This is a genomic window from Christensenella intestinihominis (assembly GCF_001678845.1).
GTDB classification, from domain to species: domain Bacteria; phylum Bacillota; class Clostridia; order Christensenellales; family Christensenellaceae; genus Christensenella; species Christensenella intestinihominis.
In genome coordinates this window covers 18,672-36,580 of the sequence record NZ_MAIQ01000014.1, presented here as the reverse complement: position 1 = coordinate 36,580, position 17,909 = coordinate 18,672, and the positions used below count along the sequence as shown (strand labels likewise).

The following is a 17,909-nucleotide window of genomic DNA, read 5'->3' as shown; positions in this document are numbered from 1 at the left end:
AACACAGGCGACCGGAGCGCCGCCACCAACACAGGCTACCGGAGCGCCGCCACGGTTAGTGGTACGGATTCTATAGCTATAGCTACTGGATACGATAGCAGGGCCAAAGGTGCGCTTGGATGTGCGATTGTAGTTGCGGAACGCGCAGAATGGAACGGTGAAACGTACCCGCTTATTGATATTAAATCCGCAATCGTGGACGGAAAAATCGTTAAGGCAAACACGTTCTACGCCCTCAGGGGTGGCGAGTTTGTCGAAGTGGAGGGATAACCAGTGAGCGAATACGCAAAACATCTTGAAAACGAAGCGACCGCCCCAGTGTATGACGATATTGTTTATTGCGTATGCGGCCATGAAGCCTATGCGGAAGATGCGGTCCAATACGATGGCGAATGGTATTGCTCGGACGAATGCAAAAACAAGGCTGTATTCAAAGACGCAACGCCGGAGGACCACAAGGAATTTGTCTTGAGCGAATGGGGTTCATTCCTGGACTACCTCAAAGTGAACGAGCAGGAATTCATCCGAGAGAAGATCGACGATCAGGAACCCGCCCGGGATATGTGGGCGGAAATTTTCAAAGAATACGCGAAGGACGATTTATACGCCTTTGCTGACTGGTACGAGAACCGGGAGCCTATCCCATACAGAAGGAGTGCATGAAGGTGGAAGGGAAGATAAGGCCGCTGCGTGCGGATGAAATAGAAATACGGATTGCAAGGATTAAAAAGGGCGGTTATCAATTGCTCCTTTACAAGGATTCTCGCTGTGATAAGCGGATTCTGGACGAAGTATTCGGAATGATGGGTTGGAAGAACGAATATCAGGAGATCAAAGGGAATCTGTATTGCACGATCTCTGTATGGAACAACGACCTAAAGCAGTGGATTTCAAAGCAGGACTGCGGAACAAAGAGCAATGTGGAGAAAGAAAAGGGTGAGGCCTCCGACGCATTCAAACGCGCGGCGACGGCTTGGGGCATCGGGCGCGAATTATACACGCGGCTTTTTATTTGGGTGAATGGAGGCGTGCAGCCGAAGTTGAACGCCAAAAAAGAGCAGATCGTTGTGAGCGGCGAGCCGCAATACGAGCTTATTAATCCGTTTATGAAATGGCACGTTGGCAAGCTCGAGGTTGACGAAGAGACGGAGAAGATCGTCGGGCTTACAGTCGAGGATGATAAAGGCATACAGGTATATTCGTATGGTACATGTGCACCGAAGGGAGGACGGAAGGACGAATTTATATCTCCCTCGGATATTGAATGGCAGATGGAAAATATTGACATGGCCACGGTAGATCAAATTAAGAAGATCAGAACAGGCTGCGAGTTTCTGAACATCAAGGAAGCGTCCCTGTTAAAGACGATGAAACTTAAAAAGTGGGAGGAGGCAACCTTCCAGCAGGCCGAGCACGCAATCCACTATCTGAACCAAAAGGCAGACATGAAAGCAATGGAGGACGGGGCATGAGACAAGTAAACTTTGACGATGCGCGGATTTGGGATGATTACGAAACGGGCGACCTGTGGCTAATGCTTCGCGTGTGCAGGGATTACAAAAAAGCGGCCCGGGATTTTCTGGACGAAGCAAAGGAAAAGGCCGGAAAAATATTTACCGCCGCGTTATCCGTATTTCGCCAGAGAAGGAGCGGGTCCGCGAACCGTTATATGTGGGAACTGTGCCGGAAGATCGGGAACCGCATAAATAAAGAGGATGTTGAAATCTATCGGGAACATATTCTACTTCAAAACATATATAAGCGGATCGAGATAAACGCCGATGCGGTAGAAACCTTTAAAAAATCATGGGCGATGCACGGGGTTGGATGGATTTGCGAGATAGAGGACTACGCACCGCAGGAAGGGTTTGTGGCACTTCGTGCATATTACGGGAGCAGCACATACAACACAAAGCAGATGTCACAGCTGATTGATACGCTTATACAAGATTGCGAAGCGCTCGAATTACAAACGAGGCCGCAAACAGAACTCGACGCAATGCTTTCATACTGGGAGGCGCAGGCAGCATGAAAAAGGCAATGACAAAGGCAACGGATATTTCGATTGAAGTACGGGAAATTGTGAAAGAGCGAGACAGCATAGAAGGATATCCATGCTGCATTATAAGCGGCAAAACATGTGACCTACAAATTGCACATTATATCCCGCGATCACATGGCGGGTTAGGCATACCCGAGAATCTTGCAGTAATGAATATCGAGTGGCACAGGAAGTATGACGATCAAGATTCACCCGAGCACAATATGATAAAGGCGGCATTCCGGGACTATCTGGACGGATTCTACCCGAATTTCCCGGACGAGGACAGGGTGTATCACAAGTTACCAAAGGAGTTGAGAGTATGAATAAGGCGATCATTAGTGAAGACGTGCTGCGTGAAAAATATATCCGCGATGGAAAACCGATGAATATAATCGCGAGAGAACTGGGCGTCGCTGTAGGAAGTGTATACAATTATGTAAAAAGATATGGGATTGAATCGCGTCCAACGCATATGGGGTTCAAAGGCAAGACTCACAGTGAGGAAGCGCGGCGCAAGATTAGCAATGTCCACAAAGGAAAGGTTTTATCGGACGAAACAAAGAGAAAGATTGCAGAATCCCATTCAAAACATTTTGATGGTGTATACAAGGAAGGCCACAAAAAGGAGCATTATGCGGGATATATTCTTGTATATGCGCCCGATCATCCAAGAGCGACAAAGGATGGATATGTGTTTGAACACAGGATAGTCATGGAGCGTTTGATTGGTAGATTTCTAAACGAAAGCGAGGTTGTGCATCATATCAACCACAATCGAAGCGATAATCGTATCGAAAATCTCAAACTGATGAAGCGAAGCGACCATTGCAGTTTTCATATGAAATTAAGGGCATTGGAAAGGAATTTGTTAGATGAGTATCAATAAGGCGGTCATTGTAGGAAATTTAACGAGGTCTCCAGAGCAGAAAACAACGCCAAACGGAATCAGCGTTACCAGTTTCACGGTAGCGGTAAACAGACGGTATAAATCACAGGACGGACAGCAGCAAACGGATTTCATCAATTGCGTAGCGTGGAGAGTCACAGCAGAATTTATAGCAAAGTATTTCTCCAAAGGCTCCCGGATTGGCGTTGTCGGCACGATTCAGACCCGCAACTATGAAGATCAAAACGGTGTCCGCCGCTACGTCACGGAAATCGTGGTAGACGAGGCGGAATTCATGACGAGCAAAGCGCAGAGCGTACAGAAGCCAAACGAACAGGAGAGCAGGACGGCGGACGAATTGTTCGCAGAAGATTTAGCGGACTTCCAGCCGTTGGACGATGCGGAGTTGCCGTTCTAAACATATTGGGTGGCGGAATAGGTAGACGCAATTATTCGCCCGAAGTATACGATATGTGGCAGCACAGAAAGTATCTACAGCAATGTGGTGGCAAACAACCGCAGAGGCGAATAGAACTGCCATGTAAGGTGCAAATCCTTGCCCCAATATTTTAGATAATAAAGCCCCATCAATACCGCGCCCTGTCTTACTGACCTCCTGAATCAAACGGGCAGGGCGCGGATAACATAAATCGAAAGGATCAGACATGGCAGCGCCGCAAAAAGAAAACGGATATACACCAATCGCAAATGAAATACTTGAAGCTGTTTATGCGGCGAAGTTGAGCGCTACGCAATACAAAATCCTTATGATCTTATGGCGCTACACCTACGGATATAACCGCAAGAACGCACCCATATCACAGTCATTCATAGCGAGGGCCACGGATACGCACATATCAAGTGTTCGCCGTGAGATGGCAAAACTCATAAAATGGGGGATTGTGCGCGAGATTTCACCAGCGGGATTCAACCGGGCAAAGGTGCTTGAATTCAACAAAAATTATGACGAATGGGAGCCGACACAGGTAGCGCCTACGCTAGGAGATAGCGCAGACGATAACAGTACTCAAAATGAGGCCGACACAGATAGCGCCCACGCTACCCAAGAAAGAAATATAAAACAAAAGATACAACAACAGGCGCGCGCGTATACGCGATTCTATACAGAGAATTTTGGAGTGCTTACGCCGCTCATTATGCAACAGGCCGAAAGCTTCATTGAGGACGGAATGCCTGATGAACTTATCACGATGGCCCTTGAACGTGCTGTTGAAAACAACGCGAGGAATTGGAGTTATGCCAAGAGCATTCTGAACCGATGGCTCGAAAATGGGATTGATACGCCGGAAAAGGCAAGGGCGGAACAGGTCGAATATCAGAATCGGCGACGAGGGAAGCCGCCGAACGTGGACGAGCGAGCTTACACGGCGGAGGAAAAAGAAAAGCGAAAGCGAGATGCGTTCGCGGAAATGGAGGACCTGGCAAATGGAATTTAAAATACCGTTCCGGCTACCGGGACTGAATGAATTTTTGCGGGCCGCAAAAGGCAACAAGTATCAGGCGGCACGTATAAAAAAATGCGTCGACCAAGATATAGCGCTTTTCCTGCACGGGAAAGTGGAAAGACCCGTTCACGTGACCTTCGTATGGCTTGAACCGAACCGCCGGAGGGATAAGGATAACGTTGCATTCGGAAAAAAATTCATTCTGGATGCGCTGCAAAAGAAAGGCGTATTGCCGGACGATGGCAACAAGTGGATATCTGGATTCACAGACGAATTTATCTACAGGAAGGGTGAGGGCGTAATCGTTACGCTTGAACCGGACGAGATCGTGGAGGCGCGACATGGCTGAAAAAACAAGCCCATTGGTTGCTCTCTTGGAACGAAGAAACTTGGAACTTGCGGAACTGAAAGAAGAGCGGGAGCGCATGAAAAAGCAAATGTGCCAATTTTGCAGGGCGCATGATAAAAAGGCGGGGATTACCCCGGTATGCGCCGCAGATTGCGAATGGCGAGAAAAGGAGACAAAAAATGAAAATAACAGTCGAGCATGAAGTCCCATATGACCCGGAAGATGAAAGCCGATGCATTTATGCCGGCGGGGACTTTTGGGGAAAAGAAGTGTGCCAATATCATAAACACCGTGACCGCACTCATGGACACAAGGCCCCGGTAGAACGGAGGCTTCCAAGATGCATGTTGTTTCACGAATGGCTGCCGGATGAATATGCCAAATGCGAAGCGTGCAGAAAGGCGGTAGAGGCGGAAAAGGAAGCCATGAACGAGAAACAAAGTCGAAGGCTTGTAACCGTACAGGGGCATGGGGAATTAGGCCCGGATGAAGAAGATCAAATGATAGCGTTTATGGAATACATTTTTGAAAAACGGGGAAAGGAAGCGTGGAAATGAACGAGATAGAGAAAACCATAAACGAAATTACCGAATTTGATAAAAAGGCATCACCTGCACCGTGGAAAAGCGTAGAACACGAGATTGATGGATATATAGCTGACGCAAATGACAATTCAACCGCATTTGGTGGGGAGAGTTGCGAAGGGTATGTATCTGGTGACGATCCAGACGTGAAGCTGGTAATTGCGATGCGGAATTCGCTACCGGCAATACTTGAAACCCTACGCGAGAAACAGGAACGGGAGCAACGCGAGGCCCCGAAGCCGCTGACACTGGAAGAACTGATGGAAATGACAAGGGAGCCTGTATATGACGCTGACGATGGATACTGGTACGTAATCGATTATGTAAATATAGTTGACGAGCTTTCTACGCTGATCGTTATGACTGATTCTACAGAATTTGATTCAGAGAATGGGCTCCCGAAATTCTATCGGACAAAACCGGAAGGGAGTGAGAAAGAATGAAAGGCGATACGATCAGCCGCAAGGCAATAAAAGAGTACATAAAGCTGTCTGATTTAACCAATAAGGAGAAAATGGCATTACATATTGCCATTAATAATATCGAAGCGGTAGACGCTGAACCAGTGGTGCGGTGTGAGGAATGCAAACGTTACAGAGATCAAGAAAAGCACGTTTTTGGCGGCACTTGCAGCTGGTGGAACGGGTTAGTTGATCCAGAAGACTATTGTTCATACGGCGAACGTATGGACGCAGAGGAAGGATCGGGGAAGAATGAACAATAGGATACAAAGACATAGAGTAGGAAACAGTTCCAGCAAATACGATTTTGATAATGGCGCAAGCCTTGATGCAGATATTGCTGAAAAATTTGAGCGCCAGCGTAAAAATGTAGAGGCCATAGAACGTGCGATCAGATCAACCAGGGCGACGCCGGAGGAAGCGCGATCATATATTTTAAACGCACTGGAGGCGCTATATGGCATAGATGAATTTGAAAAGATCAATAAAACTACAGAAAAAATGGAAGCCGAAAACGCCGACCTACGCGCCCGGCTTGAGGCAATAAAGGCCGAAAACTCAAAACTAAGTTTAGAAGCAGCAACAGCCAAGAGCTGGCAGAAGAAATATGTCAGCACTAAGTTAGCGCTTGAAATGGCAGAGAAACGCGCAGATGCGGCGGTGGAAATGATACCGCATGATTGCGATCACTGCAAACATCAAGGCAAGGTGAGAGGTATATGCGCATTATTGCCGGACGGCGATGAATTTAGTGCTGATTACACCGAAGGATTTAATCGAGATGATTGCGAGCATTGAGAGTGGCGCGGCAATCACGGAACGGAGGGGGAACAATGACCAATAAAGAGGTTTGCAAAATATTTGCGGATGCTATCTCGGCATCGCAAAGGAATCACCCAATTTGGAAAGATGTTGAGAGAAGGACTATTACATTTACGAATGAATTAAGAAACGCTATGACAACCGTAATGAAGTATATTTGGTGTCAAAGTGTCAAGTTTGGAAGTTATAATTGCCAAACGACTACAAAAGATGGTATCCCTGTAGATTACTGTTTAGAGGGCGAAGTAATGCAATTGAGAAATAAAGGCATAGAAACTATTGGGTGTTGCTGTGGTCATGGGGTGGCGCAAGGATACATTCAGGTAGCGCCGGAATTTACCGAACATATGAAAGCGCTTGGGTATGAACGGATTCCAATTGATGAACATGGTAATGGGGAATGGTGTTTTATTCCGAAAACTGTGTTGCCTAAGAGGGGCGGAAAAAAAGTATTGATACACGAATGCTCTGCGCCCAACAGTTGGGGAAGTGAACAATGGGCGTTACGGGAATCCGAATTAAGCGACGTCATCCCGGAACGGAAAAAACAGCTTGAGGCGCGGGAAGCGCAGGAGCAGAGCAATGACGACGAAAGAGCTTGAACGAAAATTATATAATGCCGTGGCTCGCGGCAAAAATGGTTTTTATATGGCGTTTGAGGTGGCTATGCCCTACGAGGAAGGAATTGTCAGGCTGTGCGACCGGGAAAGAGTTGATGCCCTGCTTCTGGAAACCCACGGTTGGAATTATGACGGTGGAATTTGGCGGTGTTACGAGCTCAAGGTATCAAAGGCAGACTTCCACAGCAAGGCGGCGCTGTCCTGGTACGGGCATTATAACTACTACGTGATGCCGCATGGATTGTATGAGCAGGTGAAGGACGAAATACCGGACGGGATCGGCGTTTATACGGCGAGGGACAACGACCTGCTCGGGATGGCCGTATGTGTTAAGAAACCGAAAAAACAGGAATTGAAAATACCGCACCACAAGCTGGTCTTTGCGCTTATGCAACGGCTTGCGCGGGAATATCAGAAGAACGTGAGAGTGCAGGAGGAAGAATAATATGGCAGCGACAAAACAATATGCGTCGCCGGAGAAGTACGAACGCAAGCTGGAACTGGTAATGGAACGTATGGGAGCCGATGAATGCAATTACAATTTTGACCGACATGGCGCATGGGTCGAATTTAAACTAAAAGGCCAGTTATACCGGTTCGATCACACGCGGGAAAAAGCCGCTGCGCTGGGAATCAAATTAAATTATGGTTCAGACTGTTTTGCGCAGATCGTTTTGTCGTTGGAAGACCTTGCGCGGATGGCAGAGCGAGGCATTTATGAATTGCAGACATGGTTATCAGGCATGAAGTATCTGCCTGCGCCTGTGCTGGTCCCGGATTGTTTGCGGGTATTGGGATTTGAAGAAATTCCTGCCAGTGTAGAGGACGTGAAAGCACGGTTTAAGGGATTAGCGAAAAAGGCCCATCCGGATGGCGGAGGGACACAGGAACGGTTTGTAGCGTTGCAGGAGGCCGCAGATCAAGCGATCAAGTATATGGAGGCCGCAAATGACTAAAACAAAATTTACAATCATCCTGATAGCGGTATGCATAGGACTGGCAGCGGGGATTGTGCTTGGGGTTGCGCTGACGGCAGTGCGGTAGGACGGGAACGAAGGGAGAGAATACAATGCGAAAGTATAGGGAGCCTACAGAGAAAGAATTAAACGCAGAAATTACACGACTGGAAAAAATTTTGAGGGTCTACAAGATGGACGATATGTCAAAGGCATGGACAGAGAAGCAACAAAGCCTATAAAAGTACGGACATATGCAAGAAAAGTGCGCTCATTGGCAAGCAGGGTACGCTCATAGGCTAATTGGTCGGTGATTGAGAAAGTATTATTCATATAGAGCCTCACATAAAAATATTTGTATTACAAAGGCGACCCGAAGGCCGCCCAAGATCGGGGGTATGTAATTGTACTCCATATATAACCGTAAAAGTATAGTTTAAACAAAAAGAACAGCCTCCGGGCTGGAGAACCGTTCCTCTTGGGTTTTGATATTCGCTAAATACATTATACCACAGGAGGCGCATTTCGTGCAGACAAAATATAAGATCGACAGGGACACACGCACATTAATTGTAAAGTATATCCGAAAGTATGACGAGTATCGCAAATGGTATCAATGTGAACGCGATAGAATTTTGTACCCAAGCCCACGGCAGGCAGACGGTATGCCGAGAGGCGGTTATATTGGCGACCCCACCTTGTCGGCAGCGGAGAGGCTGGCGAGGTTGGAAGGGGAACACAAGGCTAAAGTGATTAAGGCAATAGATCAAGCGCGACACTTGATAGGCGTGGATATATCGCAGACTATAGAACAGGAAGAGACGCTCAGGCGCTGCATATGGCTTTCGTGTCTCAACGCAAAGGAATACCCATTCGAGGCGTTTGACGGGCTTATCTTCATATCACGACGGCAGTTCTATAATTACAAAAACAAATTTATGAACGATATAAAATATCTGCTTGGCCTGTAAAGTGTGCACTGTGCGTCCAAAATGAGGTTTATAATAGTAGTGTAGAATTATATGAAAGCGTCATCCTGATGGGTGGCGTTTTTGTTTTGGATAAAGGGTGACGGATATGGACAAATACAACGCAGAGCACTACTGGGATGAAACGGCGGCTATAGCGATCAGCAGGGCAGACAAGGCAAGGCGGCGCTTAAAGAAAGAACCGATAAGGCGATTAGCTGGGCTGACATATAAGATAGGCGAGGTGTATGGGTTGGAATATAGGAATGGCGTGGTGAGGGCATGGCGAATGAGCAAAACTTAGTACCGAATGACAAACGAACACCGAGCGAACGCCGAGCAAATGCAAGGAAAGCGGGGATAGCGTCGGGGAAGAGCCGGAGGAACCGAAAGACGCTGAAAGAAGAACTCTTGCTTATACTTGAGAGCGGAGACTATCAAAAGAAAATGTGTACCGCTCTTGTAAAGGGGGCCTTGAAAGCGGCTGCAACTGGCGACGTTAAGGCGTTCAATGCAATACGGGACACGATAGGCGAAAATGTGAAAGACCAACACGCCGCCGAATACGATAAACGCAGGCTGGATATTGAACTCTTGAAGGTCGAAGCACAGCTCCCCGATAAAGAGAGCGACGCCGAATTAAATGACGGGTTCCTCGAGGCATTGAATGCACAGGCCGGGGACGTATGGGCGGACGGTGACGATCATGTCGTGGAGTAAGATCGACGGCAAGATTGCCGAAATGAAAAAATCCATAAAGCGGCACTATGACACGATGAAACGGCAATTATCCAATGCCGTTTTTGTTTTTAAGCCTTTTTCGGTGAAGCAAAAGAAGGTGCTGACGTGGTGGTGCGACAATAGCCCGGTCAAGGACAAGGACGGTATTATAGCAGACGGAGCAATCCGGTCAGGGAAAACGCTTTGCATGTCACTGTCCTTTGTAATGTGGGGCATGGCGCGGTTCAGCCATCAGAATTTTGCAATATGCGGAAAGACGATAGGCTCCCTGCGGCGCAACGTCATATTTTGGCTTAAGCTGATGCTGCGCTCCAGAGGATATCAGGTAAGGGAACGCCGGACGGACAATCTGCTTGTGATCAAGCGTGGAGACACCGTAAATTATTTCTATTTGTTCGGCGGCAAGGACGAGGGCAGCCAAGACCTCATACAAGGTATCACGCTTGCCGGAGCGTTTTTTGACGAGGTGGCGCTTATGCCGGAATCGTTTGTCAATCAGGCAACGGCGCGGTGCTCAGTGGACGGCTCCAAGTGGTGGTTTAACTGTAACCCGGAAGGGCCTAAGCATTGGTTCAAGGAAAATTGGATTGACAACATAGGGGCAGGAGAAAAGCAAAAGAACCTGATATATCTCCATTTCACAATGGACGATAATCTGAGCTTGTCCGAAGCGGTGAAAGCGCGTTACCGAAGTCAGTTTACAGGGCTGTTTTACCAACGGTATATTCTCGGTTTGTGGAAGATAGCCGAGGGTTTGGTGTATCCGATGTTCGACGAGAAAAAGCACGTCGTTCACGAGGCACCAAAAGGCGGCCTGTATTATATCAGCGTTGACTACGGCACCCGGAACCCGTTTTCGGCGGGATTGTATTGCATCAACGGCAAGGTAGCTACGAAGATAAAAGAAGTATACCACGATAGCCGCAGGGAGGAAAAACGGGCGATGGAGGACTGTCAAAAAACGGACGAGGAATATTACACAATGCTTGAAGAGCTCGCAGGAGATTATGTCATACAGGCGGTTGTAATTGATCCATCGGCGGCATCGTTCAAGACCTGCATCAAGCGGCACAGGAAATTTTCAACGCGGAACGCCCACAATGAAGTATTGGACGGGATCAGGAACACTGCGACAATGCTCAATGTCGGAATGCTGAAAATACATGAGGATTGCAAGGACACGATTCGTGAGTTTGGGCTTTACTGTTGGAACGCGGAAGCGAAGAAAGACGAGGTTGTTCAGGAAAACGATCACGCGCTCGATGAGACACGTTACCTTGTGCAGACAATCATGCGTAGGTATGCCAAAGGCTTAAAGTGGGTGGACGATGATGCTAAAAAAGTTTCTTGACTGGATAAGGCAGGTGCTGAAAAAATTGGTAAATAGATCAATCATAAAGGATAAATTGCATATAGATGTGGCGGTCTCGCCTGAAATGGCAGACAAGATAACACTGTGGTCATCCATGTACAGTAATGAGCCGCCGTGGAAGTCGTCAAGGGTAAAGTCCTTAAATCTGCCGTGTGCGATCGCAGCGGAGTATGCACGGCTTGTAACCATTGAGATGAAATCCGAAATCATGGGGTCGAAGCGGGCGGATTTTCTTAATAAGCAATACCAACCAGTGATTGGGAACGTGAGGACATACTGCGAATATGGATGCGCAAAAGGCGGAATCGCATTGAAGCCGTTTATTGACGGCACGCGGATCGCGGTTGATGCCGTTCATGCCGACAGATTTTTTCCTACGGCGCACAATGGCTCAGAGATAACGGGCGCGGTGTTCGTGGCGGTATTGACGAAGGGGTCGAAGTATTACACGAAGTTTGAACACCATAACCTTACGGATAAAGGCTATGAGATCATAAACAAGGCGTATGTATCGGACAATAAGAGTGTAACGGGTAATGAAATCGACCTTGCAAGTATTGACGAGTGGGCGAGCATTGCCCCTTACACACTGATTGAAAACGTGGATAAGCCGTTGTTCGCATACTTCCGGGTACCGCTTGCCAATACGATAGACCCGTCCTCGCCGTTGGGCGTGTCGGTCTACTCAAGGGCCGTTGAACTGATTCGGGAAGCGGACGAGCAATACAGCCGCCTGTTGTGGGAGTATGAAGGCGGTGAGCTTGCGATTGATGCAAGCGTTGATATATTCAAGCAGAACCCCAAAACGGGAAAACTGGAAATGCCGAAAGGGAAGGAACGCTTATTCCGTTTGCTTGACTTTGAGGCAGAGGACGGCGCAAAAGCAGTACAGCCGTTTGCGCCGCCGTTACGAGATGATTCTTTCGTGAACGGATTGAACCGTATTTTTCAGCGCGCGGAATTTGCGTGTTCGCTCGCTTACGGAACGCTGTCCGATCCTCAGAACGTAGATAAAACGGCGGAGGAAATAAAGGCAAGCAAGCAGCGTTCCTATGCTTCCGTAAAAGATGTTCAGAAAGCATTACAGGCGGCGCTTGAACAGCTTATTTATGCAATGGACGTATGGGCCACTATTGGGAATTTAGCGCCCGGCGGCGCGTATAGCGCATCGTTCGATTGGGATGATTCTATCGTAGTGGACAAGGATAAAGAGCGCGAGAAGAAGTTACAAGAAGTATCGGCAGGCCTTTTAAAGCCGGAAATATACCTCATGGAAACACGCGGGATTACGGAAGAAGAAGCCCGGAAGCTGCTCCCTGATATGGAAGAACTCACGAAGGAAAGCAAGCCCGAAGATGAACCGGGTGCGGTCAACGCTGACGCAGCGGTAGACAGGGCGGAGCAAGTAGCTGGGAAAACGCTAAACGGCGCACAGACACAATCCCTTATGTCGGTTATAGCGCAATATCAGGCCGGAGGGCTTACCGTAGGTCAGGCGATCAATATAATTTCCATCTCGCTTGGCATAACGAAAGAGGAAGCAAAACGAATACTTGAAGGTGCTGAATAATGCTTACTCCTGAGTACCTTAAGGGGCTGCCGGAGCCTATTATTGAATTGCTCTATGCCGTTGAAGATTACGCTATAGAAGATATCGCCCGCCGCATCAGGAAAATGGGTACGGCAACAAGGACGGCGGAGATACAGCAAATAGCATTGCAGGCCCTCGGAGAAGGGCCGGACGTTATCAATCAGAAAATCGCGGATGCGCTCAAGACCTCGCGTAAAGAGGTGGAGCGCATTTTTGCAGAATCCGCCGAAGTAGCGACGGACAACCAAGCGAAAATATCCAAGGTGGTAGGGATTCCACTTGATACGAGTTTTGCACGGGAGATTGGAAACGCGGCGATAGCTGCAGCAATGGGCGATCTTACGAACCTTACGCGGACGGCTGGTTATGTGATGAATAACGGACAGTTTACTCTATGGACTGATGCCTATAAGCAAGCCCTTGGTCTTGCGCAAATGCAGATTGCGTCTGGGGTGATAGATTATAATACGGCAATCCGGCAAGCAATTAAACCGTTTACCGAACGCGGAATGACTACGATAGGTTACGCGAGTGGCCGGACTATAAGTATCGAAGCGGCGGCGCGGCAATGTGTTCTTAGCGGCGTTACCGATATGGCGGCGCAGATCATGAAGAAAAATGCCGCTGACCTCGGGACGGACGGATGGGAGATATCGGCACACGCCGGATGCGCCCCCGACCATGAGAGCGTACAGGGCAGACGGTATAGCAACGAAGAGTACGAGAAGTTGAACAACCGGCTCGCTCGTCCTGTTGGGACATTGGGCTGCCGGCACATTGCATTCCCTGTAATGCTTGATATCAGCGAACCAGCGCACAGCAAGAGCGAATTGGAGGAAATGAAACGCCGTAATGCAGAAGGTATCAATTACGAAGGGAAGCACTACACCTTGTACGAAGCGAACCAGACGCAGAGACGGCTTGAACGGTCAATACGCAAGGTGAAGCGGGAATTGATCGGGTTCGATCATGGAGGTCTCAAAGACGATTTTGTGTCAGGGAGCGTAAAACTGCGGAGGCTGCGTGATTACTACGACGATTTCAGCAAGAAGGCAGGGCTGATAAAGCAAAATGAGCGTACGCAGGTTTCCGGGTATGGACGGAGCATAAGCGGTAAGGCTGTATATGCTGAAAAACACAGATCATAAGGGCATCTTGGCAGGTGCCTTTTTTGATACAAAAATTAGCTGTTCCACAGGCGTATGAATGTGGATAGGCAAGGGAAGCGACACCCGTATAAAAGCGTACCGAATGGAGGAAATATGAAGAGAGAGTTTTTGAAAGAGCTTGGAATCGAGGACGGCGCAATCGATAAGATCATGGCCGAGAATGGCAAGGACGTTGAGGCGGTAAAGGCTAAGGCCGGGACGGACGAAGCGGCGCTTGCCGCAAAGGACGCGGAAATCAAAAGCCTAAGCGGTCAGCTTTCCGCTGCAAATGAACAGATCGAAGGATTCAAGAAGCTGGATGTGGAAGGAATTAAAAAGGCTTCCGACGATTGGAAACAGAAAGCGGAGGACGCTGAAAAGGACCGCGACAATCAGATTGCGGCGATTAAATTCGACCATGCGCTCGGCGCGAAGCTCGCGGATATCAAGGCCAAAGACCCGGATATCCTGATGAAGCTGATTAACAAGGACAATCTGAAATTGACGGATGACGGAAATATCCTCGGATTGGATGAGCAAATTTCAAAAATCAAAGAGGAAAAGGAGTTCTTATTTGAACCCGAAAAAGCAACGCCGAAAATCGTAGCAGGTGGCACGGGCGGCGGTGGAAACAATGACGACATTGCGGCGGCACGTGCTGTAATGGGATTGCCGCCGGAAAAGTAAAGGAGATATAAAATGCCTAATCAGATAGCACTATTCAAAAAGTACATTGACCTTCTCGACGAGGTCTACAAGGTATCGGGGCTTACCGCGGTACTGGACAGCGACGCTTCCCTCATGACGGCGGGGGCGAACGCAAACGAGATCGTTATTCCTAAGCTCTCTATGGTCGGCCTTGCCGATTACAAGAGGAATGACGGGTACGTCAAGGGCGATGTGGATTTCACGTTCGAGACCGTTAAGTTTAATTATGATCGTGGACGTTCGTTTATGATCGACGCGATGGACAACGAGGAAACAGTTTCGCTTGCATTCGGGAAACTTTCGAGCACGTTTATTCGTGAAAAGGTTGTGCCGGAAATGGACGCATTCCGTTTCGCGGAGTATGCGGGGCTTGAGGATATTTCCAAGGTCGACGCGGGCGCGACCCTCGCGGACGGCGCAGCGGTTATTACTGCCCTGCGTGCGGCAACAAACAAAATGGACGAGGACGAGGTGCCGTATGAAAATCGCCTGCTGTTCATCACGCCAACCCTGGACGGCATGATTCAGGATTTGGACACAACGAAATCCAAGGAGGTTATCAGCCGCTTCTCCCAGAAAATCCTTGTGCCGCAGACGCGCTTCTATACGGCGGTTGAGCTTATCGACGGTACCACGGACGCTACAAAAATGGGCGGCTATAAGAAAGCGGACGGCGCAGCGGAGATCAATTTTATGGTGATCCACAAGCCCGCGCTTTTGCAGTACACAAAGCACACCGTTTCCAAGGTGACGGCCCCGGACGACAACAAGGACGCGGACGCATGGGAGTTTGCTTATCGCGCTTACGGCCTTGCTGACGCTTACGAAAATAAGCGCGCGGGCATTTACCTGCATCACAAAGCGACGGCGTAAGGAGGGGCTATGAGTAAGATTGTAGGGCTTGTTTTCAAGGACGAACCGAAAACGCCTAAGCCAAAGGATACGGAGAGCGCCGGGAAACCGACGCCTCCGAAAACGGCGAAAGGGAAATAAGAAAGGTGAGGGGCGCAAATCGCGCCCCTTAATGGTGATTCGGTATGTATGTTACCCATGAGGATTACACGGAGCTTGGATATAATGTCGTTCCGAAGGAAACATTCATACGCTATGAAGCGAAAGCGGAGGCCGTGGTGCGGAAGTATACGTTTGATCGGATTACGGATGAAAGCCTGCACCCGGAAGGAACAGCCGATGCGGAAGAGCGGCGCATAGCGGAAATGAACCGAAGGGGCATATGTGAACTTGCGGAGCTATTCTATTTGCAGGGTAAGAGCGTGACCGGGGAAAGTGGGGCGGCTATCAAGTCGTTTTCTAATGAGGGCTATTCTGAAACGCTCGATACATCCGGGCATGATGAAGTTACCGTGCAGCGCAAAACGGTTAATATCGTCCGCACATATTTCACGGCAGAACAGCTTTACCGAGGGGTGTCGTGATGCTTGGGTGCAATGACAATGTGACCGTTTGGAATCGGTGGCGTAATCCAGAAACCGGGAAAGATGAATGGTTCCGGCATATACTCCCGGTGAAATGCAAATGGAAAACCCATGTCAACCGTGATGTGTCGGGAGGAACAGCAAATATCGCGAATAGCCTCGTGCTTGTGGTCCCGTATTCCGAATTGTACCGTAAGCCGCAGGTATGGGCTGCGCTCAACGCAGAGGATCGAAAGAAGTTTTTCACCCTGCAAGGCGGCGATCTCGCCGCCCTTGATATCCAAACAGCGGAGATCACCGGGACAAAGCCCAATACGGAAGCGGAAATTAAAAAATCTTTGCTGCCGGATGTTATGACGATCAAGGCGGTTCCTGATAATACAAGGAGTGCGCACGGAAAACATATTCGAGTAGAGGGTGTGTAAGGGCATGGCGAAAAATATACGGTTCAAGTGGAATCAGCCCGTACCAAGAATTATTGACGATGTGGGGATAAACGCGAAAACCGCGAAATACGCCGCGCAGGACTGGTACAGGCTGTATTATGCGTTCATACCGTACCGCGAAGGATACTTGGCTAAAAACATTCAAATCCTCGCGTTACCAAACAAAGCGGTAATCCGGCACAATGAACCGTATGCAGAGAAAATCTATCATGGCGCACATATGCGCTTCGGGAAGTCGACGCATCGGCTCGCATCGGCCTATTGGGACCGTGTAGCCATGACCGCAGGGAAAAAGGACAAGCTAATCAGTGACGTTCAAGCATTCGTGAAGAGAAGGGTGTGATCGGGTGAAGCGAATAAACATTGACAAGAAATTACTGGAATGGGCGCAGGAATGCGACACGCTCACAGGCACGCCGCTTTTAAACTGGCTGGGGGCAAACGACGGGGAATGTGCAATCGTTCCGATTCCTTCCGAAGCAGAGCCGGGGTTCATTTCCGGGGACGTGAAGGAAGTAACGTATGACTTCATGTTTCAAGTAATGTTCAAAATGTCAGAGACAACGGACGATGTGAATGCGGATAATATGCTTACGCTACGCGGTTGGCAGGATTGGATCGAGGAACAGGAAGAAATGGGAAATTACCCGGATTTCGGGACGGGCTACAGTTGCTACGAACTGCAAAACCTGTCTAATATGCCGCAGCTTGCGGAGATGTACGAATCGGGCATGGCAAAGTTCCAGTTTCCCGTAAGACTAAAATATTTGGAGGAAAAATAACATGGCATTGGAGAAAGCAAAAAAAAATTTAAACTATCTCTTTCTTAACACCACGCCAGAAGCGGAGGAACCGACTTGGAAACGGGCGCGGACCTCTACGGATTTCGCACACGCGATGAATGCGGAAACGGAAACATTCGACTATATTGCGGATGAAGGCCCTACCGATGAACTGAAAAGCTATAAGCCCACGATTGCGCAGACACAGACAGCATATATCGGTGATCCGGTATATGATTATGTTTTTGGCCTGTACGATAAGCAGGGCATAGGTTCCGACGCTGTAACGAAAGGCATGATCGTTTACCAGCAAAAAAAGACTGTTGCCGAGGCGCAGGAAAACGTCGCGTTGCAGTTTGACGCGCTGATTACGATTGATACCTACGATATTGTAGCAGGCACACTTACCTATACTATCGGGCAGCGCGGCACACCAACACATGGTACGGCGGTAGTCGCGAATGATGTGCCGACCTTCCATATGGAAGTAGAGGTTTAACGAATGGCGGGGCCGGATAATAACGGCCCC

Annotated in this window: 29 protein-coding genes and 1 pseudogene; 29 read left to right on the top strand and 1 reads right to left on the bottom strand. The window is 48.7% G+C overall.

Features of this window, described 5'->3' with window-relative positions; all coding sequences use genetic code 11:
* From BBD38_RS14765 to BBD38_RS13440, 17 genes and pseudogenes are all read left to right on the top strand, one after another.
* A pseudogene (locus BBD38_RS14765) lies at positions 1–270 on the top strand (DUF7666 domain-containing protein); the annotation flags it as partial.
* A gap of 3 nt (positions 271–273) precedes the next feature.
* The gene (locus tag BBD38_RS13515; RefSeq protein ID WP_066689110.1) at positions 274–663 is read left to right on the top strand and encodes a hypothetical protein; all 390 of its coding nucleotides are present in this window, start codon (positions 274–276) and stop codon (positions 661–663) included.
* Positions 660–1,472, top strand: coding sequence for a Rad52/Rad22 family DNA repair protein (locus tag BBD38_RS13510; protein ID WP_066689109.1), 813 nt, complete (start codon positions 660–662; stop codon positions 1,470–1,472). Before BBD38_RS13515 ends, BBD38_RS13510 begins: the two co-directional genes overlap by 4 nt.
* Entirely contained in the window at positions 1,469–2,032 is a 564-nt protein-coding gene (locus tag BBD38_RS13505; RefSeq protein WP_066689107.1) for a hypothetical protein, read from the top strand. The genes BBD38_RS13510 and BBD38_RS13505 overlap by 4 nt, the downstream gene beginning before the upstream one ends.
* On the top strand, positions 2,029–2,367 hold the full coding sequence (locus BBD38_RS13500; protein WP_066689105.1) for an HNH endonuclease: 339 nt from the start codon (positions 2,029–2,031) through the stop codon (positions 2,365–2,367). Before BBD38_RS13505 ends, BBD38_RS13500 begins: the two co-directional genes overlap by 4 nt.
* Positions 2,364–2,930 (top strand): HNH endonuclease, encoded by a 567-nt coding sequence (locus tag BBD38_RS13495; protein WP_066689103.1) that lies wholly within the window; start codon positions 2,364–2,366, stop codon positions 2,928–2,930. The genes BBD38_RS13500 and BBD38_RS13495 overlap by 4 nt, the downstream gene beginning before the upstream one ends.
* On the top strand, positions 2,917–3,348 hold the full coding sequence (locus tag BBD38_RS13490; RefSeq protein ID WP_066689101.1) for a single-stranded DNA-binding protein: 432 nt from the start codon (positions 2,917–2,919) through the stop codon (positions 3,346–3,348). The genes BBD38_RS13495 and BBD38_RS13490 overlap by 14 nt, the downstream gene beginning before the upstream one ends.
* A 247-nt stretch (positions 3,349–3,595) precedes the next feature.
* On the top strand, positions 3,596–4,387 hold the full coding sequence (locus BBD38_RS13485) for a replication protein (protein ID WP_066689099.1): 792 nt from the start codon (positions 3,596–3,598) through the stop codon (positions 4,385–4,387).
* Complete coding sequence (locus tag BBD38_RS13480; protein ID WP_066689097.1) at positions 4,377–4,745, top strand: RusA family crossover junction endodeoxyribonuclease; 369 nt, start codon at positions 4,377–4,379, stop codon at positions 4,743–4,745. Before BBD38_RS13485 ends, BBD38_RS13480 begins: the two co-directional genes overlap by 11 nt.
* Positions 4,738–4,947 (top strand): hypothetical protein, encoded by a 210-nt coding sequence (locus BBD38_RS13475; protein ID WP_066689095.1) that lies wholly within the window; start codon positions 4,738–4,740, stop codon positions 4,945–4,947. The genes BBD38_RS13480 and BBD38_RS13475 overlap by 8 nt, the downstream gene beginning before the upstream one ends.
* The gene (locus BBD38_RS14760; RefSeq protein ID WP_172807849.1) at positions 4,925–5,302 is read left to right on the top strand and encodes a hypothetical protein; all 378 of its coding nucleotides are present in this window, start codon (positions 4,925–4,927) and stop codon (positions 5,300–5,302) included. The genes BBD38_RS13475 and BBD38_RS14760 overlap by 23 nt, the downstream gene beginning before the upstream one ends.
* Positions 5,299–5,772 carry a hypothetical protein gene (locus BBD38_RS13465; RefSeq protein ID WP_066689091.1) on the top strand — a complete coding sequence of 158 codons (474 nt, stop codon included), beginning with the start codon at positions 5,299–5,301 and terminating at the stop codon, positions 5,770–5,772. The genes BBD38_RS14760 and BBD38_RS13465 overlap by 4 nt, the downstream gene beginning before the upstream one ends.
* The gene (locus tag BBD38_RS13460) at positions 5,769–6,053 is read left to right on the top strand and encodes a hypothetical protein (RefSeq protein ID WP_066689090.1); all 285 of its coding nucleotides are present in this window, start codon (positions 5,769–5,771) and stop codon (positions 6,051–6,053) included. Before BBD38_RS13465 ends, BBD38_RS13460 begins: the two co-directional genes overlap by 4 nt.
* Positions 6,043–6,588 (top strand): hypothetical protein, encoded by a 546-nt coding sequence (locus tag BBD38_RS13455; protein ID WP_066689089.1) that lies wholly within the window; start codon positions 6,043–6,045, stop codon positions 6,586–6,588. Before BBD38_RS13460 ends, BBD38_RS13455 begins: the two co-directional genes overlap by 11 nt.
* A 35-nt stretch (positions 6,589–6,623) precedes the next feature.
* Positions 6,624–7,214: a hypothetical protein gene (locus BBD38_RS13450; protein WP_066689088.1), complete on the top strand. Its 591-nt coding sequence runs from the start codon at positions 6,624–6,626 to the stop codon at positions 7,212–7,214.
* Entirely contained in the window at positions 7,195–7,677 is a 483-nt protein-coding gene (locus BBD38_RS13445; RefSeq protein WP_066689087.1) for a hypothetical protein, read from the top strand. The genes BBD38_RS13450 and BBD38_RS13445 overlap by 20 nt, the downstream gene beginning before the upstream one ends.
* A 1-nt stretch (position 7,678) precedes the next feature.
* Complete coding sequence (locus tag BBD38_RS13440) at positions 7,679–8,188, top strand: hypothetical protein (protein WP_066689085.1); 510 nt, start codon at positions 7,679–7,681, stop codon at positions 8,186–8,188.
* Positions 8,189–8,347: 159 nt separating this feature from the next.
* Here the strand turns inward: BBD38_RS13440 and BBD38_RS15235 are convergent, their stop codons facing one another.
* Positions 8,348–8,521: a DUF202 domain-containing protein gene (locus BBD38_RS15235; protein ID WP_082989697.1), complete on the bottom strand. Its 174-nt coding sequence runs from the start codon at positions 8,519–8,521 to the stop codon at positions 8,348–8,350.
* A gap of 194 nt (positions 8,522–8,715) precedes the next feature.
* On the opposite strand from BBD38_RS15235, the gene BBD38_RS13435 reads away from it, so the two are divergent.
* The 12 genes from BBD38_RS13435 to BBD38_RS13375 all read left to right on the top strand — a co-directional run bounded on the left by BBD38_RS13435 (position 8,716) and on the right by BBD38_RS13375 (position 17,879).
* A complete protein-coding gene (locus BBD38_RS13435; protein WP_066689084.1) occupies positions 8,716–9,159 on the top strand; it encodes a hypothetical protein in 444 nt (147 codons plus the stop codon).
* 279 nt (positions 9,160–9,438) lie between these two features.
* The gene (locus tag BBD38_RS13425) at positions 9,439–9,876 is read left to right on the top strand and encodes a hypothetical protein (protein ID WP_066689081.1); all 438 of its coding nucleotides are present in this window, start codon (positions 9,439–9,441) and stop codon (positions 9,874–9,876) included.
* On the top strand, positions 9,824–11,248 hold the full coding sequence (locus tag BBD38_RS13420; RefSeq protein WP_328585614.1) for a PBSX family phage terminase large subunit: 1,425 nt from the start codon (positions 9,824–9,826) through the stop codon (positions 11,246–11,248). Before BBD38_RS13425 ends, BBD38_RS13420 begins: the two co-directional genes overlap by 53 nt.
* Before the next feature lie 85 nt (positions 11,249–11,333).
* Positions 11,334–12,839 carry a phage portal protein gene (locus tag BBD38_RS13415; protein ID WP_207644657.1) on the top strand — a complete coding sequence of 502 codons (1,506 nt, stop codon included), beginning with the start codon at positions 11,334–11,336 and terminating at the stop codon, positions 12,837–12,839.
* Entirely contained in the window at positions 12,839–14,008 is a 1,170-nt protein-coding gene (locus BBD38_RS13410; RefSeq protein WP_066689079.1) for a phage minor capsid protein, read from the top strand. The genes BBD38_RS13415 and BBD38_RS13410 overlap by 1 nt, the downstream gene beginning before the upstream one ends.
* Before the next feature lie 114 nt (positions 14,009–14,122).
* The gene (locus BBD38_RS13405; RefSeq protein WP_066689077.1) at positions 14,123–14,695 is read left to right on the top strand and encodes a phage scaffolding protein; all 573 of its coding nucleotides are present in this window, start codon (positions 14,123–14,125) and stop codon (positions 14,693–14,695) included.
* 12 nt (positions 14,696–14,707) lie between these two features.
* Entirely contained in the window at positions 14,708–15,589 is an 882-nt protein-coding gene (locus BBD38_RS13400; protein ID WP_066689075.1) for a hypothetical protein, read from the top strand.
* Between the two features lie 164 nt (positions 15,590–15,753).
* Positions 15,754–16,152, top strand: a complete 399-nt coding sequence (locus tag BBD38_RS13395; RefSeq protein WP_066689073.1) for a head-tail connector protein — start codon at positions 15,754–15,756, stop codon at positions 16,150–16,152.
* The gene (locus BBD38_RS13390) at positions 16,152–16,577 is read left to right on the top strand and encodes a hypothetical protein (RefSeq protein WP_066689071.1); all 426 of its coding nucleotides are present in this window, start codon (positions 16,152–16,154) and stop codon (positions 16,575–16,577) included. Before BBD38_RS13395 ends, BBD38_RS13390 begins: the two co-directional genes overlap by 1 nt.
* Positions 16,578–16,581: 4 nt before the next feature.
* Entirely contained in the window at positions 16,582–16,941 is a 360-nt protein-coding gene (locus BBD38_RS13385) for a hypothetical protein (protein ID WP_066689069.1), read from the top strand.
* 4 nt (positions 16,942–16,945) lie between these two features.
* A complete protein-coding gene (locus BBD38_RS13380; protein ID WP_066689068.1) occupies positions 16,946–17,380 on the top strand; it encodes a hypothetical protein in 435 nt (144 codons plus the stop codon).
* A 1-nt stretch (position 17,381) separates the two neighbouring features.
* On the top strand, positions 17,382–17,879 hold the full coding sequence (locus BBD38_RS13375; RefSeq protein WP_066689067.1) for a hypothetical protein: 498 nt from the start codon (positions 17,382–17,384) through the stop codon (positions 17,877–17,879).
* The last annotated feature ends 30 nt before the right edge of the window (positions 17,880–17,909 follow it).